The 21371-nt window shown below is 68.4% G+C and carries 26 protein-coding genes and 2 pseudogenes; 13 read left to right on the top strand and 15 right to left on the bottom strand.

What is annotated here, in order from left to right:
• The first annotated feature begins 126 nt into the window (after positions 1-126).
• Together C8D87_RS17680 and C8D87_RS17675 are read left to right on the top strand one after the other, a co-directional pair.
• Complete coding sequence (locus tag C8D87_RS17680) at positions 127-681, top strand: RNA polymerase sigma factor (RefSeq protein WP_112227486.1); 555 nt, start codon at positions 127-129, stop codon at positions 679-681.
• An 11-nt stretch (positions 682-692) separates the two neighbouring features.
• Positions 693-1736 carry a hypothetical protein gene (locus tag C8D87_RS17675; protein ID WP_233442153.1) on the top strand — a complete coding sequence of 348 codons (1044 nt, stop codon included), beginning with the start codon at positions 693-695 and terminating at the stop codon, positions 1734-1736.
• Here the strand turns inward: C8D87_RS17675 and C8D87_RS49170 are convergent.
• Positions 1681-2271 (bottom strand): hypothetical protein, encoded by a 591-nt coding sequence (locus tag C8D87_RS49170; protein WP_411711416.1) that lies wholly within the window; start codon positions 2269-2271, stop codon positions 1681-1683. The genes C8D87_RS17675 and C8D87_RS49170 overlap by 56 nt on opposite strands.
• A gap of 191 nt (positions 2272-2462) precedes the next feature.
• Here C8D87_RS49170 and C8D87_RS17665 point away from each other — a divergent pair, with 191 nt between their 5' ends.
• From C8D87_RS17665 to C8D87_RS49165, 4 genes and pseudogenes are all read left to right on the top strand, one after another.
• Positions 2463-2825, top strand: coding sequence for a hypothetical protein (locus tag C8D87_RS17665; RefSeq protein WP_112227483.1), 363 nt, complete (start codon positions 2463-2465; stop codon positions 2823-2825).
• A 108-nt stretch (positions 2826-2933) separates the two neighbouring features.
• Complete coding sequence (locus C8D87_RS17660; protein ID WP_112227482.1) at positions 2934-3902, top strand: bestrophin-like domain; 969 nt, start codon at positions 2934-2936, stop codon at positions 3900-3902.
• A gap of 167 nt (positions 3903-4069) precedes the next feature.
• The gene (locus C8D87_RS45135; protein WP_146771740.1) at positions 4070-4672 is read left to right on the top strand and encodes a hypothetical protein; all 603 of its coding nucleotides are present in this window, start codon (positions 4070-4072) and stop codon (positions 4670-4672) included.
• 153 nt (positions 4673-4825) lie between these two features.
• Positions 4826-5200: pseudogene (locus C8D87_RS49165) on the top strand (DUF4265 domain-containing protein); the annotation flags it as partial.
• Between the two features lie 147 nt (positions 5201-5347).
• Here the strand turns inward: C8D87_RS49165 and C8D87_RS47750 are convergent.
• A complete protein-coding gene (locus tag C8D87_RS47750; RefSeq protein ID WP_233442152.1) occupies positions 5348-5908 on the bottom strand; it encodes a TetR/AcrR family transcriptional regulator in 561 nt (186 codons plus the stop codon).
• 60 nt (positions 5909-5968) lie between these two features.
• On the opposite strand from C8D87_RS47750, the gene C8D87_RS47745 reads away from it, so the two are divergent.
• Complete coding sequence (locus C8D87_RS47745; protein WP_233442151.1) at positions 5969-6397, top strand: DUF3995 domain-containing protein; 429 nt, start codon at positions 5969-5971, stop codon at positions 6395-6397.
• 32 nt (positions 6398-6429) lie between these two features.
• On the opposite strand, the gene C8D87_RS17650 is transcribed toward C8D87_RS47745, so the two are convergent.
• The 3 genes from C8D87_RS17650 to C8D87_RS17645 form a co-directional block, all read right to left on the bottom strand.
• Positions 6430-7185, bottom strand: coding sequence for an AraC family transcriptional regulator (locus tag C8D87_RS17650; protein WP_112227480.1), 756 nt, complete (start codon positions 7183-7185; stop codon positions 6430-6432).
• A complete protein-coding gene (locus tag C8D87_RS47740; RefSeq protein WP_170166462.1) occupies positions 7158-7331 on the bottom strand; it encodes a hypothetical protein in 174 nt (57 codons plus the stop codon). Before C8D87_RS47740 ends, C8D87_RS17650 begins: the two co-directional genes overlap by 28 nt.
• Before the next feature lie 103 nt (positions 7332-7434).
• Positions 7435-8106 carry an SDR family oxidoreductase gene (locus tag C8D87_RS17645; RefSeq protein WP_112227479.1) on the bottom strand — a complete coding sequence of 224 codons (672 nt, stop codon included), beginning with the start codon at positions 8104-8106 and terminating at the stop codon, positions 7435-7437.
• A 71-nt stretch (positions 8107-8177) separates the two neighbouring features.
• Between C8D87_RS17645 and C8D87_RS17640 the strand changes: the two genes are divergently transcribed.
• On the top strand, positions 8178-8966 hold the full coding sequence (locus C8D87_RS17640; RefSeq protein WP_112227478.1) for a LysR family transcriptional regulator: 789 nt from the start codon (positions 8178-8180) through the stop codon (positions 8964-8966).
• Between the two features lie 68 nt (positions 8967-9034).
• Here C8D87_RS17640 and C8D87_RS17635 read toward each other — a convergent pair whose 3' ends face one another.
• Together C8D87_RS17635 and C8D87_RS17630 are read right to left on the bottom strand one after the other, a co-directional pair.
• Positions 9035-9604, bottom strand: a complete 570-nt coding sequence (locus C8D87_RS17635) for a hypothetical protein (protein ID WP_146771739.1) — start codon at positions 9602-9604, stop codon at positions 9035-9037.
• Positions 9601-10410: a papain-like cysteine protease family protein gene (locus C8D87_RS17630; protein WP_112227476.1), complete on the bottom strand. Its 810-nt coding sequence runs from the start codon at positions 10408-10410 to the stop codon at positions 9601-9603. Before C8D87_RS17630 ends, C8D87_RS17635 begins: the two co-directional genes overlap by 4 nt.
• A 167-nt stretch (positions 10411-10577) precedes the next feature.
• On the opposite strand from C8D87_RS17630, the gene C8D87_RS17625 reads away from it, so the two are divergent.
• On the top strand, positions 10578-10922 hold the full coding sequence (locus C8D87_RS17625) for a hypothetical protein (protein ID WP_112227475.1): 345 nt from the start codon (positions 10578-10580) through the stop codon (positions 10920-10922).
• Positions 10923-10967: 45 nt separating this feature from the next.
• Here the strand turns inward: C8D87_RS17625 and C8D87_RS17620 are convergent, their stop codons facing one another.
• Positions 10968-12290, bottom strand: a complete 1323-nt coding sequence (locus C8D87_RS17620) for a hypothetical protein (protein WP_146771738.1) — start codon at positions 12288-12290, stop codon at positions 10968-10970.
• Between the two features lie 267 nt (positions 12291-12557).
• Between C8D87_RS17620 and C8D87_RS17615 the strand changes: the two genes are divergently transcribed.
• On the top strand, positions 12558-13298 hold the full coding sequence (locus tag C8D87_RS17615) for a ribonuclease activity regulator RraA (RefSeq protein ID WP_112227473.1): 741 nt from the start codon (positions 12558-12560) through the stop codon (positions 13296-13298).
• A 9-nt stretch (positions 13299-13307) separates the two neighbouring features.
• On the opposite strand, the gene C8D87_RS17610 is transcribed toward C8D87_RS17615, so the two are convergent.
• The 6 genes from C8D87_RS17610 to C8D87_RS17595 form a co-directional block, all read right to left on the bottom strand.
• The gene (locus C8D87_RS17610) at positions 13308-14240 is read right to left on the bottom strand and encodes a mandelate racemase/muconate lactonizing enzyme family protein (protein WP_215732356.1); all 933 of its coding nucleotides are present in this window, start codon (positions 14238-14240) and stop codon (positions 13308-13310) included.
• The gene (locus tag C8D87_RS46925; protein WP_215732355.1) at positions 14222-14584 is read right to left on the bottom strand and encodes an enolase-like domain-containing protein; all 363 of its coding nucleotides are present in this window, start codon (positions 14582-14584) and stop codon (positions 14222-14224) included. Before C8D87_RS46925 ends, C8D87_RS17610 begins: the two co-directional genes overlap by 19 nt.
• A complete protein-coding gene (locus C8D87_RS47735) occupies positions 14581-14718 on the bottom strand; it encodes a hypothetical protein (RefSeq protein ID WP_233442150.1) in 138 nt (45 codons plus the stop codon). The genes C8D87_RS46925 and C8D87_RS47735 overlap by 4 nt, the downstream gene beginning before the upstream one ends.
• A complete protein-coding gene (locus C8D87_RS17605) occupies positions 14719-16590 on the bottom strand; it encodes an ABC transporter permease (RefSeq protein WP_233442149.1) in 1872 nt (623 codons plus the stop codon).
• Positions 16587-18011: an ABC transporter substrate-binding protein gene (locus C8D87_RS17600; protein WP_112227472.1), complete on the bottom strand. Its 1425-nt coding sequence runs from the start codon at positions 18009-18011 to the stop codon at positions 16587-16589. Before C8D87_RS17600 ends, C8D87_RS17605 begins: the two co-directional genes overlap by 4 nt.
• Before the next feature lie 151 nt (positions 18012-18162).
• Positions 18163-18906 carry a FadR/GntR family transcriptional regulator gene (locus C8D87_RS17595; RefSeq protein ID WP_233442148.1) on the bottom strand — a complete coding sequence of 248 codons (744 nt, stop codon included), beginning with the start codon at positions 18904-18906 and terminating at the stop codon, positions 18163-18165.
• A gap of 72 nt (positions 18907-18978) precedes the next feature.
• Between C8D87_RS17595 and C8D87_RS17590 the strand changes: the two genes are divergently transcribed.
• Together C8D87_RS17590 and C8D87_RS46920 are read left to right on the top strand one after the other, a co-directional pair.
• Positions 18979-20136, top strand: a complete 1158-nt coding sequence (locus C8D87_RS17590) for a mandelate racemase/muconate lactonizing enzyme family protein (RefSeq protein WP_112227470.1) — start codon at positions 18979-18981, stop codon at positions 20134-20136.
• A 51-nt stretch (positions 20137-20187) separates the two neighbouring features.
• Positions 20188-20286 (top strand): annotated as a pseudogene (locus C8D87_RS46920) (general stress protein); the annotation flags it as partial.
• 55 nt (positions 20287-20341) lie between these two features.
• Here C8D87_RS46920 and C8D87_RS17580 read toward each other — a convergent pair.
• On the bottom strand, positions 20342-20659 hold the full coding sequence (locus C8D87_RS17580) for a MerR family transcriptional regulator (RefSeq protein WP_112227469.1): 318 nt from the start codon (positions 20657-20659) through the stop codon (positions 20342-20344).
• A gap of 134 nt (positions 20660-20793) precedes the next feature.
• On the opposite strand from C8D87_RS17580, the gene C8D87_RS17575 reads away from it, so the two are divergent.
• Positions 20794-21138 carry a hypothetical protein gene (locus C8D87_RS17575; protein WP_411711412.1) on the top strand — a complete coding sequence of 115 codons (345 nt, stop codon included), beginning with the start codon at positions 20794-20796 and terminating at the stop codon, positions 21136-21138.
• Positions 21139-21371: the final 233 nt, after the last annotated feature.

Here is a 21371-nt window from a genome sequence, read left to right as displayed (position 1 = left end):
CAGGGCGTCAACACGCCCTGCCACCCCCTGTCCTTTGCGCTGAGCAGCGGGTTTCGCACAACCTGAACACTTTCGCCGCGCGTTGGCAAAGAAGGGGTGAAAGGGCAAAGCGAACCGAGGAGCTTCATGTCGTCAGACGCGGAACTGATCGGCAGATCGCTGCGCGGAGACACCGATGCCTTCGTGGAAGTGATCAGCCGCCACGAGACGGCGATCGGGAACTACCTCGCGCGCAGAGTGGGCCGTCAGGCCGCCGAGGACGTGCTGGGCGACGTGTGGGTGGCGGCCTACGAGTCACGGGCGACCTACGACCTCTCGTATCCCGAAGCCAGGCCTTGGCTGTACGGAGTCGCGCTGAACAGGTTGCGGCGGCACTGGCGGTCCGAACCGGCAGAGGAGCCGACGCCGGACCTGGCCCGAGCGGCGAGCGACTGGGACCCCTGGCCGGCGGTGGACGCCCGCGTGGACACGCAGACGTTGCTGCGCAGGGCCCTGGCCCGGCTCAAACCTGAGGAACGGGAGGTCCTGGGCCTGGTCGCCTGGGAGGACCTGACCGTCGCGGAAGCCGGGCGGGTGCTCGACATCCCCGCTGGCACGGCTCGCCGTCTGTTGCACCAGGCGCGCAAGGCGTTGCGAGAGGCCCCGGAAGTGGTCGCGCTGCTGCAAGTCCCGACGACGTGAGAAGACGACTCATGGATGAAATGGACCTGATGAAGAAGCTGAGTGATGTGCCGTCCCCGAGTCCCGAGGCTTACGACCGTGCTCGGACGGCACTGCAGACGGCGATGGTGGAACCCGTGAACACGGTCGTGCGGCCGAAGCGCTGGTTTTCCTGGCCCAGGGCGAGTGTCGCCGCCGTGGGCGCCGCAGCCGTCGCCGCGGCCGTGGTGATGGGCACGACGGGCGGCAGCGTCCCGGCCGGCCCCTCCACCGCGGCGCCCCCGCCGGTGGTGGAGTCACCGCTCGTGAAACTGGCCTCCGAGGTCAAGGCCGCCGCCGCGCTGCCAGGTGACTCGTCGCTGGTCATCGGCACGAAGACCGCGCCGGACAACACGCCGTACGTCTACTACACCGTCTACACCGACAAGGGTCAGGTCTTCAAGGGCGACTCGGCGAAGACCTTGGCGGCCTCGGTGGCCAAGAACGACGACCAGGCTCATCCCTACGACGCGAGGGTGATGGCGGCGGCCCGCCAGGCCGCGAACGGCGACCTGGAGAAGGCCAGGATCGCGATGATCACCGCGTCCAACAACGCCCTGGGAGTCGGCCTGAGCCCCGCAGAGGCGGACAAGGCCTGGGCGGACGCCCAGGCGGAAGTCGCGGAGATGTTCCGCAAGCTCGGCAAGAAGGTTCCCGACCCCAAGCCGCGTCCGACGGGCGAGGAGCTCGAGAACCTCATCGACAACCACCTCTGGAGCAACACCACGTACGCGCTGTTCGTCGGTGCCGCCAACGCCGAAGTCCGCACGGGTGTGCTGAAGCTGCTCTCGACCATCAAGGCGGTGACCGTCGCCGAGACCGATGTCGACGGCCAGCGCGCGCTGACCATCACCACGAGCCCCGAAATCCTGGGCGGCGACGGCGCGGCGGTGCTCACCATCAACGCCGACAACGGCCTGCCCATCCGTGACGAGGTCTTCCCGGCCAAGAACTCGCCGCAACCGTCGAAGTACGCGGTGGTCAAGTACAAGTCGTCCCGCGTGACCCTCGCCGACGTGGCGGCGGGCAAGATCTGATCCTGCTGAACCGCCTCTGGGAGGGCCGGCGCGATGCCGGTTCTCCCAGAGGTGTGTTGTCAGGGCGGTGGCGCAGGAGCGCACCGACACCTTGAAGCAAGGTCAGGCCGTCCCCGACGACGTACGCACCGGTGACCGCCGCAGCGCGTGCCAACGCCTCGTCGGCGCGGTTGCGCCGGACCTCGGCCGAGCCGGTGGCGAGCTGGCGGACATCGGCCTCCTCCACGCTGACCTGCTCCGGCTGGCCGCTCGTCCACACCAGCTGGCCGACGAGCACGCCGGCGTCGACGAAGAGTGTGTCCACATTGGCCTGGCACAGCGCATCGGTCACGGAGACGAGGCCTCCTTCGACGGCGAGTCCGTCGCGGTCGAGCTCGGCGCGGAACCGTTCGACGGCTTCGGCGTCGTCATGTTGCTGGCGTTGGGCGACGAGTGCGCGCACGGCGTCGCTGAACTCGTCGTCGGTGCCCTCGGCCAGGCTCGCACCTTCGACATCGACGACGACGTCGTCACCGAGGCCGAGCTCGCTGCGCACCGCGCTACGTGCCTGCGCCTCGCCGGCCAGCACGACGAGCTCGGCGGGACACGGCTTCCCGGTGAGCCGCCACTCGTGCCGAACGCCTTCCGGCTGCCCGCTCGCGGCCCCGCGAACGGGAGGCGGCAGAACTCCACATCTCTGCGAGAAGCGGCATGGTGTTCCGCGCCCAGAGGGCGCAAGCTTTGGGCATGACCACGCTTGGTGAGAGGTTCGCGAAGGCGCTCGCGGCCAAGGACGAGGCCGGGGTCCGCGCCGTCACGACGCCAGACCTGGACTTCCGTGCGATGACACCGCGCCGGTTCTGGGAGGCGCATTCCCACGATGACCTGCTTGAGGTCCTGTTCGCCAACTGGCTGGAGCCGAGCGACGAGGTGGTGGCGCTGGTGTCCACTTCGACCGGTGAGGTGTCGACGCGGCAGCACGTCACGTACCGCCTGCACCTGCGCAATGCGGACGGTGACTCGTTGATGGAGCAACAGATGTACTACGACGTGGTCGACGGCCGGATCAGCTGGGCGCGAGTGATGTGCTCGGGGTTCGTGCCCGTCTAGCTTCTCCGGCGTGTGCCCGAGCGTCCGGTGCCTGAACGCAGGTGCCGGCAGTTGTTGATCACACCTCCGCCACCGACGGCCCTCACCAGCAACTACACGATGGGATGAATGTCGGCCAACGTGTCTTCGCGAACTGGCGCCTCGGGAGCCCTCTGCTTAACTCGGAGTGGTCGTCACCGCGTGCTGGAGGATTCGATGCGGCGTGTCGCCACCGGACTGCTGACCACGGCCGCCGCTGGTCTGATCGCCGCCGCGGCCGCCATCGCCGCGCACCGCGTAGTTCCCGAGAACATCCGAGGCGCCCTGCAGGATTACAGCGGACTCATCACCGGGATGTCCGGCACCTTGTTCGCGCTCACTGCCAGCCTCATGATCGTGTCGGCCTGGGCCACCATCGGCGAAGCCAAGCAGAACGTCGCCAAGGAAGCCCGCGCGGCGCTGGACTTGTACTGGTACGCACGCACTCTCCCCGAGCCGGCGCGCACCACCATCCAAACGCTGATGCGTGAATACCTCTCGTTGGTCATCGACGAGGAGTGGCGGCTGATGGCCACCGAGCGAAGGCTCAGCGCGAGTGTGTGGGGCCGGACCGTGTTGTGGCAGATCGAACTCGAGAACATCGAACCTGGCGGCTCCACCGGGGACGGTATCCGCTACGGCCACGCACTGGACCGGGCTGGTGCGCTCATCGACGCCCGGCGGATCCGATCGGCGCAGGTCACCTCCTCGATCCCGAAGCCGCTGTGGTCCGCGCTGGTCACCGCGGGCATGTTCAGCCTGGTACTCCCGGTGTTCGTCGGCACACCCCACTTGGTCGTGCACGCCTTGCTCGCCGCCGTCGCAGTCATGATCGTCACCTTCGTCCTGGTCTTGATAGCCCAGCTCGAGCGGCCCTTCTCCGGCGCGGTCCGGGTGGAGCCGACGCACCTGGAGCGTGCGCTGGAGGACATGGAGGTTGTCGACGCCGCACCGATCGAAGCGATGCCGCCAGGCCAGTGCATCGGTGAGCGCTACGACCGGTTCATGGCCGCCGCGTGGGAGAGGTTCACCGCGAAGACCGGCGTCCAGCGCCAATAGCTCACCACAGTGTCGCTCGGGATGCCGCGTGCGGCGCCATGGTCCAGAGGGATACAACATCCACAATGGACAGAGATGAAGATCGCTCTCGATCCGAACCGTGCAGATCACCGACCTGCAAGCCGCGACGTGATCGTTCTGACTGACCGGGTATACACGCTGGCGTTGTGTTGGTTGCGGAGGTCCGCAGCACACAGGATCGCCGTGCGGCGGCAGCGCGGGATCGACTTCTGAGCCTCGGTCAGTCTGGTGAAGCCGACGGTGTGCCGCGGGTGGGTGGTCACCTGAACACCGTTGAGGCCGTGATTGATGAACGAAGGCTTTTTGTGATCGGCACCAGGGATGATGTCTCGGTGAACACGACAAGCCAAAGCCTGCGGTTGATCGGATACTGGCTCGGCCCTGAAGCACCTGGATGGCCCGACGTCCGGTCATTCGTCGATCCATCACTCGATGCCGTGCTGCGCGATCGAGCGGTGCGATACCTCCGTTCTGGGAGCGTGTTCGTCGCCTACGCCGGCAAATCACGTTGTCGCATCTGCGGGCAGGAAAACGGTAGTACTGAGCTGACCGACGGCATTCGTTTCGTCTGGCCGCAAGGGCTCGTGCACTACGTCGAAGAGCACGGAGTCGTACTGCCGCCTGAAGTCATCGCGGCGATGGACGTCGTCTCACCACCGGTGGACGTCGATGAGCTCGAGCGCCGCATGCTCGACACGAATGAGTTGACCATCGACCACGACTGGTGGCGTGGTCTCAAGGGATTGTGACGTCCCGCCCGACGATCACCGGCCATCCGCGTTGCAACGAGGTGGCGAGCCGACTCCCCAGGAGGACGTCCGCTGATGCCCGCCGACCGCGCTGCCGCGACGCGCGCACGTGCCGATGAGAGGGTCGCCTGACGCGGCCCACACCCTTGGCGGGTGCCGACGCATGACAGCCATGTTCGCCTTCTCGCAGGCACCGCCGCTTCTGGCGAACCTGTCTACGAGGTCGTCCCGGCCGTGCGAACCTCCCGGACCGAGTACGAGATCCTCGGCAGTCCAGGCCTTGCATCCGGTTGTGCCGCAGGTGATCGCGTCCGTGTCTTCGAGGACGGGACGTTCGAGATCGTGACAAGAGGCGGCAACGTGTGCGTCGTGATCTATCCCCGCACACCACCGGACGACAGTGCGGTCGCGCCGCTGCAGGACGCTCTCGAGAAGCTCGCCGGGCTCGTCGAGGCGCCGCAGGACAAGCGGTTCATCGTGGCGACATTTCCTGTCAGCGCTGGGTTCCCGGCGATCGAGGCCGTTGTCGTCGAGTGGACGTCCAGCAACAACGCGGAGTGGTACTACGGCAACGTCCATGACGAGGACGACCGTCCACTTGGCTGGCGGGAAGCCGAGGGGCACATTCGCTGGACCGTCCCGCGATCGTTCCTGTCCCGCAAGCTTCTGTGGCAGTTATGCCCTCACCAGGTGTTCCAGGAGATGTGCGAGGGCGTCGGGGTCGTTTGTGATCTCCGGGACTGCCGCCGGCGTGGCTCTCCGGAGCTGCACCCAGCCGACGTAGGTGGCGTAGGCGACCACCGCTTGGTGCCGTGCCTGCGCGGGCGGCAAGCCGAGTTCGGCGTATCCATCGGCGAGGAACGCCACGCGGCGTTGGGTGACGCGATGCAGGATGGGCGCCACCACCGGGTCGTCGGCGTGCGCCACGAGTGCGGGCTCCAGCCCGCTGGTCGGGTCCTCGGTGATCGCGATGCGGAACAGCGTGCGCAACCTCTCCCGCGGCTCCGCTATCTCGGTCACCCGCTCGATGACCGCGTCCGTTCCCTGCAGTTCCCACCACTCCAGCGCCTCGCGCAACAGCGCGTTCCGGTCAGCGAAGTGCCAGTAGAAGCTGCCGCGGGTCATCCCGAGCCGCTGCGCGAGCGGTTCGACGGCCACCGCGGCGACCCCACCCTCAGCCAGCGCGGTCAGCGCCGCGGTGAGCCAGTCCTGCTTGGAAAGTCGGGGCTTCGCCACGTTCCATACAGTACTGTACGGACGACCATACAGCACTGTATGGAAGTCGTGGAGGTCCTGATGACTGCGTTGGCCCTGCTCACCGCCACCGTGTTGATGGTGGTCGGCGCATTGCACGTCGTGTGGATGTTCTCGCCGTGGCCGCTGCGCACCCGTGAGGAGTTCGCCCGCCGCGTGGTCGACGTGCCGGTCGAGAAGTTGCCGACGCCCGGAATGACGGCGGTGGTGGCGTTGCTGCTCGGCATCGCCGGTTATCTGGTGGTCGCCCGCGCGGAGCTGGTCGCCGTGGTCGGCCCCGGATGGCTCCCGGCCGTGGGCACGGGTGGTGTCGCGGCAGTGCTGCTGCTGCGCGGCGCGGGCGGACTGGTGATGTCGTCCCGCCGGAACACGGAGTTCGCCCGGCTCGACCGGCGGTACTACTCGCCGCTGTGCCTCGTCCTCGCACTGGCCTGTGCCGCCGTCGCCGTGCTCGGCCAGCACTCTCCCTGATCATTCGGGAGCCTGTGACTGGTTCTGCCGAGTCACTCCTGCACGATGGACGCGTTCTGCAACCGGAGCGCGTCCTGCCCGGGAGGCGCTCCGAACATGCGCCGGTACTCACGGCTGAGCTGAGACGGGTTGTCGTAGCCGACCGAGTACCCGACCGCGGCGACGTCGTGCGGTGCGGAGACGAGCGCGGCGCGGGCCCGTTGCAGCCGGATCTGCTTCTGGTACTGCAGCGGGCTCATCGCCGTGACCGTGCGGAAGTGCCGGTCGAGCGTCGAGACGCTGGTGCCGATGTCGGCGGCGAGGTCGTCGATGCGGATCACCTGGTCGTAGCGCTGCTTGATCCACGCGATGGCCGCGGCGACCAGGGCCAGGCGGCTGCCGGCCGTGCCCGCCTGCCGCGTCAGCGCCGCCTGCGGGCTGTTGAGCAGCCACCAGTGGATCTCGCGTCGCACGGACGGGCCCAGCACGCGCAGGTCACGTGGCTCGTCGAGGAGCCGCAACAGCCGGACGAGCGCGTCGAGCAGCTTGTCGTCCGCGTCGCTGATCTGCATGCCGGGCCCGTCGTGCGGCTTGATCGGGCTGGGCGCGCCCTCCACCAGCAGTTGCGCGATGGTCGCGGGGGTTCCAGCCGGAGCCCGAGTGCCAGGAAAGGCCTGGACGGGCTCGCCTCCGTGATGTGGCCGGTCGCCGAGCATCGTGCGCTTCGCCCCCTGCGCGACGAGTGTGAGCAGCGGTTCGGTCACCGTGCCCATCGGTTCGGTCACCCGGTCGCCGGCGAACACCAGCACGCGTCGTTCCACAGTGGACGGCCGTAGGGCCCGGCGTGCCGGACGACCATGCGGCGCAGCTCGTCCAGGTACATCATGCCCGCAGTCTTCCACGACTCTTTCGCGATCTGGGCGAAGTTGAGCGGATCGTGCAACGGATCGGGCACGGCAAGGCTGTTCGCGAGGCCACGCTCCGTTCCGTCGAGGCCGTGATCACGCAGTCCTGACCTCGCACACCACCCGTCGTTTCACGTCGCCTCGCGAGGCATTTCAGGCGATCGTCGTGCCGCCGTCGACCGTGAGGATCGTGCCGGTCGCCCACGGCTGCGTCATGAGGTACAGGTACGCGTGGGCGATCTCCTCGACCTCGCCGACCCGTCGCAGCGGCAGCGTCCTGCCGACATCGGTGTAGAGCTGTTCGGCGTCCGGGCCCCACAACGGGCTGCGCACCACGCCGGGGCTGACCGCGTTGACCCGCAACGGCGCCAGTTCGATCGCGAGCGCCTTGGTCAGCGCCTCGACCGCGCCGCAGATGCTCGCCGCAACCGCCCAGCCCGGTCCCGGCCGGTCCTTCGCGATGCCGGTGGTGAGAGTGATCGAGGTGGTCACCCGCGCGGCTTTGACGGCGTCGAGCACGCTGAAGTACCTGAGGCCGAAGAAACTTCTCGCGCGGTCACGGTCGAAGTCGTTGAGCGTCATCAGTTCGAGCGGCTCCCCCGCCGTGTAGACGAGGTGGTCGATCTCGCCGATGGTGTCGAAAGCCTCGGCGATGGCTGCAGGATCGGCCAGGTCGGCCGCGTGGGCGGCGAAGCCGGCCGGCGGTTTGCGCGAAACGATCGTGACTTTCGCGCCTGCCTGTTGTGCCGCCTTCGCCGTCGCGAGCCCGATTCCCGATGAGCCGCCGAGGACTGCGATTCGCTGTCCGTCCAGTGTGGATCTCATGGTTTCAAGCGTGCACCTGCGGCAGGCGCGTGGTCCAAGACCTGCTCGGTCGTCCGCGATACCCTGAAGGTATGGACCTGGACCTGCGCAAGGTGCGGTACTTCGTGGCGGTCGCCGAGCACCTGAACTTCGGCCGCGCCGCCGAGGCCCTGCACATCGCGCAACCCGTGCTGTCCCGGCAGATCCGCGCGCTGGAGACCGAGCTGAAGGTGCAGCTGTTCGACCGTTCGTCGAAGGGGACCACACTGACTCCGGCCGGCTTGCGGCTGCTGGAGGACGCCCGCCCCTTGCTCACGCAGGCCTCGGCGTTGCTGCGACGGGTCGGTGTGGCGGACACGTTCACGGTCGGGTTCATGCCGGGTCTGATCGTCACGCCCGCGGTGCGGCTGCTGGCGTCGCGGCATCCCGGTCTGCAGGTCGACGTGCTGCGCACGACGTGGGAGGACCAGGTCGAGGTGATCCACGACGGGCGCGTCGACGTGAGCTATGTGCGGCTGCCGGTTCCGTTGGACGGGCTCCGGCACGTTCCGCTGTTCGACGAGCCGCGCGTGGCCGTGGTGCCGGCGACGCATCGGCTGGCGGGCAAGGAAAGCGTGCTGGAGGTGGATCTGACCGGCGAGCGGCGCGTGCAGCACACCGACCCGCCCGGGTTCCGGTCCGTCGAGGAGAAGCTGGAACACGTCGCGATGCACGGCGGAGTGGCGATTCTGCCGTTGTCGACCGCGATCTTCTACTCTCGCGAGGACCTCGTGCACGTGCCGATCGAGGACATCGCGCCGAACGAGGTGGCACTGGCGTGGGCCGAACACCGGCACACGCCGCTCATCGCCGAGTTCATCGAGATCGCCCAGCAGGTGTGAAGCGCTCGTCGGCTTGATCGACGACCGCGCCGAGGTCGTCGATCAAGCCTGTTGACCTGAGGCGGTGATCAGCCGATGTCGTCGAACTCCAGGCGTCGCCGGGCCAGTTCGGCGAGCCGGCCCAGCAGCTCGTCGGGCCGGACCTTCTCGCCTCCCGAGAAGGGTGCGGGCGCCGGATCCATCGGGATGACCAGGTCCGTCTCGTGGCCGCCACCGCTGAGCCACAACGCCATGAAGTAGAGCGCGGGCACTCGCAGAACGCGGACCTCGTAGTCGCCTTCGGCCGTCGCGGGGTCCTGCTCGGCGACGGCGATCGCCCGTGCGGTGCCCGCGACGAAGGGGCCCTCGGTCGCCGTGAACCCGTCGTCGCGGGCGATCTCGGCGCTGGCGACGGCGTCGTCGCCCGCCATGACGAGGAACCGCCTGCCGACGAGCTGGGCATCGTCGAGCGTGGCACCGCGGACCAGCTCGTCCAGGCCGAGGGAGTAGACGTCGTGTGGGAGTGCGAGCGCGACGTCGAGGGGATTGACCCGGGCCAGCGCCCGGTGGCGGTATGCAGCACGACCTGCCAACTCGGACAGGTTGTCGCGCACCGCGACAACGCTGTCCGCACTCACTTCGGGAACGCGCAGACTCATCCCTGCTCACCTCCCGCAGCGCCGATCGGTTGCGCCTTCTCCCGCGGTCTGCTGATCTCCTGCCAGATGACCCACGGGAACTCGAACACCTGCTCGTCCTCGAGCACCCACGGGAACGGCTGCCGCCTGGTGAAGTACGTGTGCGTCCAGGTGCCCGTGCCCTGGTACGTGCCACCGGTCAGGGTCGTGAGCGGCACGTCCGACTCGCCGTACCAGGGGTCGTCGACCGCGACCCACTGGCTACCGACGCGACAGCCCTCGATGACCGCGAAATGGCCGCCCTCACCCGCCCACCCGATCCGCCAGGCCACGGGCCGACCGGCCGCGATCTCCGCCCGGATCTCGGCGTAGGTCACCGTCCCGCTCACCATGTGGTCGAACACCTCGGCCCGGCTCAGCGGGGCGTTCAGGACGTGCGGCTGATTGCAGGCGTCGCTGGATCCGTTGGTGCAGCAGGTGCTCTGCCCCTTCTCGGCGTTGACCATCCCGCACTGGGTCCAGGTGCTCCACGAGCGGTAGTACTTGGCCACGCTCACCGAGGTGGCGGCCCAGCACCATTGCGTCTGCTGCTGGTGTTGCATCGTGAAGTCGAGACGCTTCCAGATGGGAATGCGCTCCCACCAACGAACGAGCGCCTCCGCGAACACCTTCGCGATGTCGGCCTCCGGCCGCACCACCACCCGGTCATCACGCCGTGGCGGTGCGAAGTCGTCGAGGTCGACACCACGCTCGCGCGCTACCTCCGCAACGTGCTGGGCTGGAAGCAGGGATATGGGAATTCGGCTGGTTGCGAGTACTCCGTCCATGCGCGCTCCCTGGTGAGATGGACTGGCTCCCCTCGCCTGCAGGGTCGGCGCTCACTTCAACACCGTTACGTTCTGTGCTGATCTGATCGCGTGGTCGGCGAGCTCCCTGAGCGGGCCACGTGTGCTGGTATGAACCAGGGATGGGATCGAGACGGTTCGTTGCGCCGGTGGCAGTGGGTGTTGTCGTCGCGGCCGTGTTCGGGGTCGGGGGGTTCGCCACGCGGCACTCGGAGAGTGCCGATGTCGTCGAGGGTTGGGCGATGCCGAACGGGCACGGGACGGCCATCGCGTTCTACGAAGGCAACGACCCTCGCGACGTTGGTAGCCACATCGTCGTCGGCGCGTCGTGGGCTGGCCGCGACGGTCTGTGGCACGACGGTACGGACGGGCCTACTTGTGCCGGTACCGACACGACGACGAAGACCCGCGTGCGGTTGGGCATCGTCTATGTGGAGCCCGGCCGGGAGGGGGTCGGCGGGCCGCGCGTGGTGTGGTTGCGCTGCCTCGACTGAGCGTCACGAGCCGCCTTGCCGGGCACGGCTTGTTGACAGCGTCGCTCACGTGCCTGTCAGCACATCGGCGGCTTTCTCCAGGACGGCGACGATCTCGCGGATGCGTAGCCGCACCGCCCCTTCGCGGTCGCCGACGCCGTCGATCCGTGAGATCAGCCGGTACTGGAGCGTGCCGTCCCGGTGCAACTCCGCGGCCAGATCGTCGGTGGTGGGATCCCACTGCGCGAAGTCCTGCAACTGCCTTGATCGGTAGCGGGCGGCGTGCACCCGCAGCGAGTTTGCGAACTGCGGCACGTACGCGGTGTTGTCGAACGGTGTGGCGATGGCGCCGTCCAGCCACAGCGTGCAGGTGCGCAGTTGTGACCCGTCCGGGTCGGCCGGTCCGATCTCCAGCGCCAGGCGTGACCGGTCTCCGATCAGGATGTCCGTTGCGCGCCAACGGGAAACGTCGATGTCGAAGTCGAGCGCCGAAGTGACGGCGGCCAACGTGGCCGCGGTCGTGTCCTCGTCGAGCGTGACCGACTCGGGCAGATCAGCGAAACCCAGGTGTTCCAGCGTGGTGCGGAGGTTCGGGTAGTTGGCCGGCCGGTCGGGATGGGTCGTGTGCACGCCGATGTTGCGCAGCGTCGGCACATGCGGCCGGTCCGCACCGGACAGCCGGGTGCCTGCCAGGTACAACCGCGCGGCCCTGTGATGGGGCGCGGCGTAGTCGGCGGGACCCAGCTCGACAGCGAAGCTCGCCCGGTCGCCGTAGACCCCGGCAGTCCGCGTGGCGAATGCGCCGAGCAACTCATCGGCGATGGCGCGCCACGCCGCCGGGTTCTCGCCGGTGAGCTGCGCGAACCCGCTGTGAGCCGCGATGTCGGGCCTCTGTCCGGCCAGGCCGAGCAGGCCGTTCGCGCTGTGGTACCGCACCAGGTACTCCTGGTCGAGCATCCCGCGGTGCAGTGCGGCCACCGAGCGCGGGGTGATCGGCAGTGCCGGGAGCGCCATGGCCGCGTCGATCCGTTCGCCCCAGTGCTCGAAGCCTTCGAGCACGGCGGCCACCTCGGACACGTACTCGTCGGTGCCGGTCAGCTCACACAACACCTGTGCAGTGCGCACACGGAACGTGCCGCGAGCTGAAGGTAGAGCGGACCGCAGCAACGCGGCCGCGTCCGACGGCGCGCGGCCAAGGCGGGCCAGAGCGCCCAGCGACTCCACCGCGACATGATCGTGATCGCCGACACCGGCACGCAACATCCGCTCCGCCCGCTCCGGCTTGCGCTCGTGCTCGGCGATCAGCGCGCCGATGTCGGCGCCTTCGTGCCACACCAAGTACGGCTCGCCGAACACCTCTCGACGGAACTCACCCCACGCATCTCCCACCCGTGTGAGGTTAACGGCGGCTCCGCCCTCGAGGAGCGCCAATGAAGAAGTGGCAGATTCGCCGTGCTGCGGAGTGGTCACCCAGCCGAAGAAGCGACGCTGGGCGGCAGCAGCCTGATCAACGAGCACGAAGCAGCCCGAACCGCGGTTCAGACCATGCAGCAAACTTGTGGCACACCACGGGGTTCGCCGGACTAGGCTCTGATCGAAGTCTCATCGGAACTCTCCGATGGTTGCGGTCAGCGCGGATCCGAAGGAGCTGTCGACGTGGTCGAGACGCACGACATCGTTCGCCCGCCCGCCGAGCTCAGTGCGGCCCTCGCGGCCATCGGCAGCGCGACGGCCAGTGCCGAGCTCAGCCGCATGGGCATCCGCAGCGCGTTCATCCGTGGGCCGGTTTCGGTGACGCCCGGCGTGTGCGTGGCCGGTCCGGCGCTGACGCTGCAGTTTCTGCCGAAGCGGGAGGACCTCTACCCCGCCGACGAGTACGCCGAGCCGGAGAAGCAGCTGCATCGGCACGTCATGTACCACGCCCAGCCCGGCGACATGATCGTCGTCGACGCGCGCGGTGACATGAGCAGTGGTGTGTTCGGCGAGATGATGCTGACCTACTTCAAGGGCCGTGGCGGTGCCGGTGTGGTGGTCGACGGGTGTCTGCGCGACATCGGTGCGGCCAAACGGCTTGGGCTCGGGTTGTGGATTCGGGGTGCCACGCCGAACTTCCACGCCCAGACCGACATCGTGCCGGCTGCGGTCAACGTGCCGGTGGCGTGTGGTGGCACGCTCGTCGAGCCGGGCGACATCGTGGTGGCGGATGACGACGGGGCGGTTGTGGTGCCGATCAAGCTCGCGCCCGCTCTGCTGGCTGTTGCTCAGGAGCACGCGGAGTGGGAGGAGTTCTCCCGGATCCGGCTGGCCGAGGGTGGCGACATGCGGCTGTACTACCCGCTGTCGGACGAGGCCCGGCCCGAGTACGAGCGGTGGCGCGCCGAGCGTGGCCTGGCCTGACCGGCGCTCTCAGCTCCACAGGCGGTCGTGGCTCGACTCCGTGTCCCAGTGCGTCGTCTCGGCGAAGAACACCGGATCGCGCGGGTCGAGGTGGCGGCGCAGCAGGTCCTCGTCGAGGTCGCCGAATCCCAGGCCTGGTGTGTCCGGGACCGTGATGTGACCGTTCTGGATCAGCGGGCGGGGCAGGTCGGTGACGAGGTCGCTCCAGAACTCCACCTCGGCCGCGTGGTGTTCGAGTGCGAGGAAGTTCTCCGTGGCGGCGGCCAGGTGCACGCACGCCATCGTCGCGATCGGGGTCGCCGCCAGGTGCAGCGCCATCGCGATCCCGCGCTCCTGCGCGTAGTCGCCGAGCCGCTTGGTTTCCGCGATACCGCCTGCCGTCGCCGGGTCTGGGTGCACGACACGGATGGCGCCGGCGTCGAGCAGTGGCCGGAAGCCGTCGAGCAGGTAGATGTCCTCGCCCGTGCACGTCGGGACGGCGACGGCCGTGGTGAGCCGGCGCCACTGGTCGGTCAGCTGCCACGGGAGCAGGTCCTCGATCCACGCCAGGGTGAACGGTTCCAGCGCGCGGCCGATGCGGATGCACGAGTCGAGGGCGATGTGGCCGAAGTGGTCGGCAGCGAGCGCGATGTCGTAGCCGACGACGGATCGAACGGTGTCCACATAGGACGCCAGGTGGTCGACGCCCTTCGCGGTGACCTGGATGCCGGTGAACGGATGCATCGTCGTCAGGTCCGCGCGGGCACCTGACGGCGCGATCAGCGCGTCCGGCACGTCCCACAGCAGGTCGATGCCCACATCCATCTTCAGCATCGTGAACCCACGCTGCTTGCGCTCCAGCAGCCGGGCAGCCATCGCGTGCGGATCCGGCAGCGACGGAGTGTCCGCGTAGCAACGGATCTCGTCCCGGAACCGGCCGCCGATCAGCGCGTACGCGGGCACTCCGTACGCCTTGCCGGCGAGATCATCAGCGCCATCTCGACGCCGGAGACCCCACCGCCCTGACGGCCGTGGAACCCGAACTGCTTGATCTTGCGGAAGATCTTGTCGACGTTGCAGGGGTTCTCGCCGACGAGCCGGCTCTTGAGCATGAGCGCGTAGGTGGCGCTGGCCTGGTCGCGCACCTCCCCGTAGTCGGTCAGGCCCTGGTTGGTATCGATCCTGATGATCGACGAGCGGAACGGCGCTCCGGCCACTTTGGCCACCCGCAGGTCGGTGATGCGCAGGTCGCTCGGCCGGGATGCCGTCGTGACGTGCTCCTCCGTGATCGCCGGGGGCTCTCTCATCCCTTCACGGCCCCCGCGGTGAGGCCCTCGGTCAGGAACCGCTGCCCGAACCCGTACATGACCACGACCGGGATGCTGACCAGCAGCGAGGCAGCGGCCAGCTGGCCCTGCGGCACGACGTCACCGAAGATCATCTACTGCATGCCGACGGGCAGTGTCTTGTAGTCGTCCTTGGTGATGAACACGAAGGCGAACAGGAACTCGTTCCACGCGTTGGTGAGCGTGAACAGCGCGACCGCGAGCAGGCCCGGCTTGGCAAGCGGCAGCACGATCCGGACGAACGCGCCGAACCGCGTGCAGCCGTCGACCAGCGCGGCCTCCTCGATGTCGGCCGGGATCGACTTGAAGTAGCCGACGAGCAGCCACGTCGCGAACGGCAGGGTGAACGTGGGATAGGCGAGCACGAGCGACCACAACGAGTCGTTGAGGCCGATCCCGCTCATCATCTGGTACAGCGGGATGAACAGCAGCGCGCCCGGCATCACGTAGGTGAGCAGGATCGTCACCGTGAAGCTCTCCGAACCCCGGAACTTCAGCCGTGCCAACGCATAACCGGCCAGCGCCGCGCAGATCAGGGCGATCACGGTGGACGCCACCGACACCAGGATCGTGTTGACGTACCAGGTGCCGAACGCCCTGCCGCTGAACAGGTTGGTGAACTGCTCGGTGCTCCACGGGGTCGGCCAGAGGTCGTCGGTGCGTGCGACGATCTGGGCGTCGGACTTGAAGGCCGTGACCGTCATCCAGTAGAGCGGGGCGAGCACGAAGCCCAGCAGGCCCACGAGCGCGATCCCCGAGCCGGTGCCGCTGACGAGGCGTGCCGCCAGCCGGTTGCCACGCGCGGCGAGCGCGGAGACGAGCCGTCCGACGGCGGCCGCGAGCACCACGAACACGCCCAGCACCAGCGCGGCCTTCCACACGATCTGCGGTGACGCCCAGACCAGCACGAGCGTCGAGACCACGACGATCACCCACGGCAGCGCCCTGCGCTGGGTGGGGGTCAGCCGTCTGCGGCCCAGGTCGCCCGCGCGTGGCAGGTCGTTGCGTCGCATCATCCGCACGAGGATCACCACGAGGATCCCGATGATCGGCAGCATCACCAGCGTGACCGCGGCACCCGCGCCCTCCTGCAGCTGCTGGATGGCCTTCGAGTAGGCCACCATCACGTACGGGGCGGTGGCGTCCCCCGGTCCGCCCTGGGTCATCAGCCAGATCAGGTCGAAGTTGTTGAACGTCCAGATCGACGACAGCAGCACCGTCACGATCATGATGTTGCGCAGCCCGGGCAGCGTGATGTGCAGGAAGCGTTGCCACGGCGAGGCTCCGTCCACCATCGCCGCCTCGTAGAGACCGCCGTCGATGGCCTTGAGCCCGGCGAGGAACGTCACCGTGAAGAACGGGATGCCCTTCCAGACGTTGACCAGGATGACCGCCGGCATCGCGAGCACGGGGTCGGACAGCCACTCCGCCGGCCACCTGTCGACCAGTCCGATCGCGGCGAGGGCGGGACCGATGCCGGAGTCGGTGAGCAGGACGTTGACGCTGCCGAAGATCGGGTCGAACAAGGACCGCCAGGTGAACGCCGTCACGACCGTCGGCACCACCCACGGCAGCAGGATCACGCCGGCGATGATCGCCCGGCCGCGGCGCATGTGGTGCAGCATCAACGCCGCGATGAGGCCGAGGGTCACCTTGAAGATCTCGGCGTACGCGGTGAAGACGAACGAGTTGAGCACGCCCTTGTGGAACACGGCGTCGTCGACGAGGTCGGCGTAGTTGTCCAGCCCGACGAAGACCGTCTCGGCACCGTGGCGTTCCGTGGCGCTGGTGAAGATCGAGCTGACGATCGGGAACAGGATCAGGCCCGCGACGAGCAACAGCGTCGGCCCGATGAACACCGCGGCGAGCCGCCAGTCGCGCCCGAGCAGCCGCTGCGACGCGGTCAGGGAGGACGACGTGCTCGGCGCCGGACGGACCGGCGCCGGACGCGTGCCCAGGACGGTCACTGCTTGTAGCCCTGCTGCTCGAAGACCTGGACGATCCGGGCGTGGGTCGAGGCGACGGCCTCGGCCGGCCGGGTGCCCTGGATGACCGACTGCATCATGTCGGTCAGCAGGTAGGCGGCCGTGGCGGCCTGCTCGCCGGGGCTCGGGGCCTGGGGGAACGCGTAGCCGGTCTTGGTGGTCAACGGGAGCGGCGTGCGGGTCTGCTCCCGCAGCGCGGGGAAGGCCGGGTCACCGCTGGTGTAGTACGGATCGGAGTCCCACACCTTGTCCCACGCGGGATTGACCAGGCACGGTGCTCCCTTCGCGACACCGAGCAGCGCGCTTCCGCTGACCATGAACTTCGCCACCAGCTTGGCGAGGTCGGGGTTCTTCGCCCCCTTGAACACGACGAACGAGTTGGACTGGCCGTACGCGAGCGGCTTGTCGATCGCCGGTCCGGTGGCGCCGTTGAACGGGTGGGTGTTGGCGTAAACCGGGTTGTTCTTGGTCTTCGAGTCGGCGTAGACGCTGAACTGGTTGAGCGTTAGCCCCAGGATCTGGGCGAGCCAGTTCTCGTTGTTGCTCGAGTCGGTCCAGCTGCCGATCCCGGGTGGCAGCATCCGCGCGTACTTCGGGTTCGTGTAGATGTCGCCGATGAACGTGACGGCCGCGACGGTCTCCGGCGAGTTGAACACCACCTTCGTGCCGGTGTTGTCCGCGATCGCCCCGCCGTAGCAGTTGATGACGTTCGCGATGAAGCCGTTGGCGTCGCCGGAACGGTTCACCGTGAGACCCCAGCCGAAGCGCCGCTTCGCCGGGTCGGAGACCTCCAACGCGTTGTCGCGCAGCTCCTCCCACGTGTAGTGGGGCTTGAGCGGCAGGCCCTTCTCCTCGTACCAGTCCTTGCGCAGGTACATCCCGGCCGCGATGAAGTGGTAGGGGATCGCATACCAGCGCCCGCCGAACACGCAGTAGTTGGTCGCCTCCGTCGCGGGCTCCCCGTAGAGCTTGCGCATCTCCTCGACCACGTCGGTGACATCGGTGAGGTCGCCGAGGTTGTGGAGCTGGCCGACGAACCGCTGGTCGCTCATGAAGGCCAGATCACGGGCGGTGCCCGCCTTCACCTCGGCGTCCATCTTCGCGACCATGTCGCCGGCGTCGCCGGAGACCAGGTCGTTGCGGATCGTGGTGCCGGTGGCCTGAGCGAACGCCTGCAGCGACTTGTCCAGGGCCTTGTTGGCGGCCTCCGAGTACAGCTTCTGCGAGAGCATCCCCACCGACCCGCCGCGGAGCGAGGCCGCCTGGTCGAGCAGTGTCTGAGGCACCTGGACGTCCACCTGCGGCGTGGTGGCGGGGCCTCCCCCGCAGCCGGCGAGACCGAGCACGCCCAACGCGCTCATCCCGAGGAACGTGCGCCTCGATAAGTCCGTTTTCTCTTCCATGACCACTCCTCTCGCGTCCGGCCGAGCGGACGCGTACCGACGGGGCGACGTTGCAACCGGCGGGACAGCGAGGCGGTGGGCCGCGCTGCCGGGTCGTTCATGTGGCGGAGGATGGTGAAGGCGGTGATCGGATCTCGGTCGTGACAGTGCGCTAGCGCCGCCGGGCGGCCCGCTTGGTCTGCTGCTTCTTTTCCGCGAGGAGCGCGGAGTTGTTGCTCAGGTGCTTGCGCATCGCCGCGCGGGCACGTGCCGGGTCGCGCGCCAAGAGCGCCTCGTAGATCTCCGCGTGGTCGGCGGTGGCCTTGCGCAGCGCGGCCGGCGCCTCGTTGGTGATGCGCCGGCTGGCCGTGCCGAGCCAGCGGGCGGAGTACATGATCCGGTCGAGGATGCGGTTGTCGGCCGCCCGGCAGATCTCCATGTGGAACTCGTGGTCGACCTCGAGGTAGGCGTCGGGATCCCCCTCCAGCGCCGCCATGCGGTCGAGCTCGTCCCTGAGCCGGTTCAGCGTCTCGTCGGTGATACTGGCCGCGGCCATCGCGGCGAGCTCTGGCTCGAGCAGCACGCGCATCTGGTCCAGCTCCTGCAGCAGCTCGCCGACGATCTCCTCGGGCAGCCACTCGATCAGCAACGGGCTCAGGTAGTCCCACTCCGCGCGGGGGCGCACGACGACGCGGCGGCCCTGAGCGACGTCGACGATGTCGAGCGAGGCGAGGATCTTGAGCGTCTCCCGCGCCACCACGCGGGACACCCCGAACTCACGGGAGATGTCGAGCTCCGACGGGGCGCGACCGTCCTCGAAGTCGCCCCTGACGATGCGCCGGGTCAGGTGTGCCGCCACCTGCACCGGGAGAGTCCGGACCTTGACAGCGTCCAGAGACTCTTGTCCCCTTTGCATGTCATCAGCTTATAGGACAAGTTGGACCTCGCGACAGTCCGTTCAGGCGCACAACCCGGCGGCGGGAGAGCAATGCGGATCGTGAACGTCACGACGGCGGTGGTGGCCTACCACGGTGAGGCCACGCTGGTGCGGATCGACACCGACGAGGGCCTCAGCGGGTTCGGCGAGGCCAATCCCGATGCCGGCGCGGGCGCCGTCGTCGGGATGATCAAGTTCCTGACGCCTCTCCTGATCGGCGAGGATCCGCGCAACGTCGAGCGGTGCTGGGAGAAACTGCGCCGCAGCAAGGTCTTCGCGGGCCCCCAGGGCGGAGTCTTCGTGATCGCCCTGTCCGGGATCGAGCTCGCGCTGTGGGACCTCGCGGGCAAGGCCGCGGGCCAGCCCGTCCACCGGCTGCTCGGCGGGAAGTTCCGCGACCGGATCCGCCTCTACGCCGACTGCGGCGACGGCGACGACCCGGCTGGCTCGATCGCCGGGTGCGTGGACCGAGCCCAGAGGATGGTCGCCGAGGGCTTCAACGCCATCAAGTTCGACATCGACAACCTGCACCACCCCGCCAAGTTCGACGCCTTCAACCACACGATCAACGCCGCCGAGCTGCGGTCGATGGTCGAGCGCGTGGCAGCGGTCCGGGAGGCGATCGGGCCGGACGTGGATCTGGCCATCGACCTGCACGCCCGCTACGACGTGCCGAGCGCCTGCCGGATCTCGTGGGAGCTCGAGCCGTTCCACCTGATGTGGCTCGAGGAACCGCTGCCGGCGGAAAACGTCGACGCGCTGGTGCGGGTGCGCGCGCAGACCCGCACGCCGATCTGCGCGGGCGAGAACCTCTACCTGCGGTGGGGATTCCGCGAGCTGCTCGAACGCGGCGCCGTGGACGTCATCGAGCCGGACGTGCCGAAGTGCGGTGGCCTCGCCGAGGCCAAGAAGATCGCCAACCTCGCGGAGCTCCACTACATCCCGTTCGCACCGCACCTGGTTTCCACGCCGCTGGGCACGATGGCCACGTCGCACCAGTGCGGCGCGATCCCCAACTTCTTCGTCCAGGAATGGCACGCCCTCGAGGAGCGCGCGGTGTGGGACAGCTACGTCCACGCCCCCGATGGGAGCGGCTCGATCGTGAAGGACGGCTACATCACGCTTCCCGACACTCCCGGCATCGGCGTGGAGCTCGACATGGACGGCGTCCGGGCACACGCCGTCGCGGGCTACGGCGTGTTCGAGTAGCGGAACCGATCCCCGCCTGGGAAGCAATCTGCCCGGCTTCGCCTCGACCACCAGATCGTGGCCAGCCGCTACGACGTTCTGTGCGAGCCCCGCAACGCCGAGAAGGGCCGCGACCTGCTGGCCGCGCTCGCGCTCGCGCTCACGGCCTGATCCCGTCGTCTCCCGCACGGCCACGAGGTTCTGGCCGTGCGGACCTGCGTCGGAGTCAGTGCCGGCACACCTGCCCGAGCTGCCGGCGCAGCTCGGTGATCTGGTCGTGGGCGGCGGCGAGCTCGTCCTCCAGCCCGATGATGCGGGCCGTCGCGGCGAGCGTGTGCCCCTCGTCGAACAGGACGCGGATCCGGCCCGCGAGCTCCAGCTGACGGCGGCTGTAGCGGCGATGCCCGCCGTCGGAGCGTTGCGGGCACACCACGTCGGCGGTGTCCAGGCTGCGCAGGAACGCCTGCTGCACACCGAGCAGCTGAGCGGCCTGGCCGGTGGTGTAGGCCGGATAGTCCGCGTCGTCGAGACGGTCGAGGGACACGGTGGAAGGCTCCTTGAACGCTGGACCTGAGTAGATCCTGCGCTCAAGACTATCTTCTTCAAAGGCTTGACACAATCTACAGTGCGCGCTATAAGAAAAGTGTCGGTCAGTGACCTGGTGACAGTTGCCCGGGAGTGATCGAGATGGTTGGCGAGAGCGTGGTCCCACACGTCGAGCGCGGTGGCGTGCCGATGTTCGCGGACGTGATCGCCGCCGACCTCGACTGGGTGAGGGCCGAGTTCGACGAGATCGTCGCCGCGAACTTCCTCGAGTCGTCCCCGCCGCTTCGGCGGCACCCGCGGCACCCCCGCGAGCATCCTCGCCACCCGGCACCACCGATTCGGATGGCCACGCCGTCCGGCCGGGAGTCTGGCGACCTCGCCCGGACAGCACGCAGAGTGGGCGCGCGGGAGCGCTCTCCTCCGCGCCCGGCGTGCACCGCGGTCGACCCTCGAAAGGACACCTCGAACGCCGTGTAGGAGGTGATAGCGGGCAAGGTACGGCCTCGACCGTTGTGGCTGTTCGCCCATCATCCCGCCGGTTCCCGCCTCGACGCGACAACCGGGCTGCGTCTCGTGACGCGACGCAAGGGCGACCCCCACGGGCCGGCACCGCGATCCACTCGGTGCGGCAAGCCGGAACCTTGTCGGAGACGACGCCACTTCTGCAGCTCTTCGAGTTGAGTCCGACCACGCCCGCCACGGCCGCAGGA

This window comes from Lentzea atacamensis (assembly GCF_003269295.1).
Lineage (GTDB): Bacteria > Actinomycetota > Actinomycetes > Mycobacteriales > Pseudonocardiaceae > Lentzea > Lentzea atacamensis.
Note: the sequence above shows the minus strand (reverse complement) of the source record. Positions and strands in the feature narration are given on the sequence as shown.

Excerpts from the sequence above, each read along its gene's own strand:
- C8D87_RS17680 (WP_112227486.1), top strand. The coding sequence starts at position 127 with ATGTCGTCAGACGCGGAACTGATCGGCAGATCGCTGCGCGGAGACACC.
- C8D87_RS17675 (WP_233442153.1), top strand. The coding sequence starts at position 693 with ATGGATGAAATGGACCTGATGAAGAAGCTGAGTGATGTGCCGTCCCCG.
- C8D87_RS17665 (WP_112227483.1), top strand. The coding sequence starts at position 2,463 with ATGACCACGCTTGGTGAGAGGTTCGCGAAGGCGCTCGCGGCCAAGGAC.
- C8D87_RS17660 (WP_112227482.1), top strand. The coding sequence starts at position 2,934 with ATGTCGGCCAACGTGTCTTCGCGAACTGGCGCCTCGGGAGCCCTCTGC.
- C8D87_RS47745 (WP_233442151.1), top strand. The coding sequence starts at position 5,969 with ATGACTGCGTTGGCCCTGCTCACCGCCACCGTGTTGATGGTGGTCGGC.
- C8D87_RS17645 (WP_112227479.1), bottom strand. The coding sequence starts at position 8,106 with ATGAGATCCACACTGGACGGACAGCGAATCGCAGTCCTCGGCGGCTCA.
- C8D87_RS17640 (WP_112227478.1), top strand. The coding sequence starts at position 8,178 with ATGGACCTGGACCTGCGCAAGGTGCGGTACTTCGTGGCGGTCGCCGAG.
- C8D87_RS17635 (WP_146771739.1), bottom strand. The coding sequence starts at position 9,604 with ATGAGTCTGCGCGTTCCCGAAGTGAGTGCGGACAGCGTTGTCGCGGTG.
- C8D87_RS17630 (WP_112227476.1), bottom strand. The coding sequence starts at position 10,410 with ATGGACGGAGTACTCGCAACCAGCCGAATTCCCATATCCCTGCTTCCA.
- C8D87_RS46925 (WP_215732355.1), bottom strand. The coding sequence starts at position 14,584 with ATGAGAGAGCCCCCGGCGATCACGGAGGAGCACGTCACGACGGCATCC.
- C8D87_RS47735 (WP_233442150.1), bottom strand. The coding sequence starts at position 14,718 with ATGATCTTCGGTGACGTCGTGCCGCAGGGCCAGCTGGCCGCTGCCTCG.
- C8D87_RS17600 (WP_112227472.1), bottom strand. The coding sequence starts at position 18,011 with ATGGAAGAGAAAACGGACTTATCGAGGCGCACGTTCCTCGGGATGAGC.
- C8D87_RS17595 (WP_233442148.1), bottom strand. The coding sequence starts at position 18,906 with ATGCAAAGGGGACAAGAGTCTCTGGACGCTGTCAAGGTCCGGACTCTC.
- C8D87_RS17590 (WP_112227470.1), top strand. The coding sequence starts at position 18,979 with ATGCGGATCGTGAACGTCACGACGGCGGTGGTGGCCTACCACGGTGAG.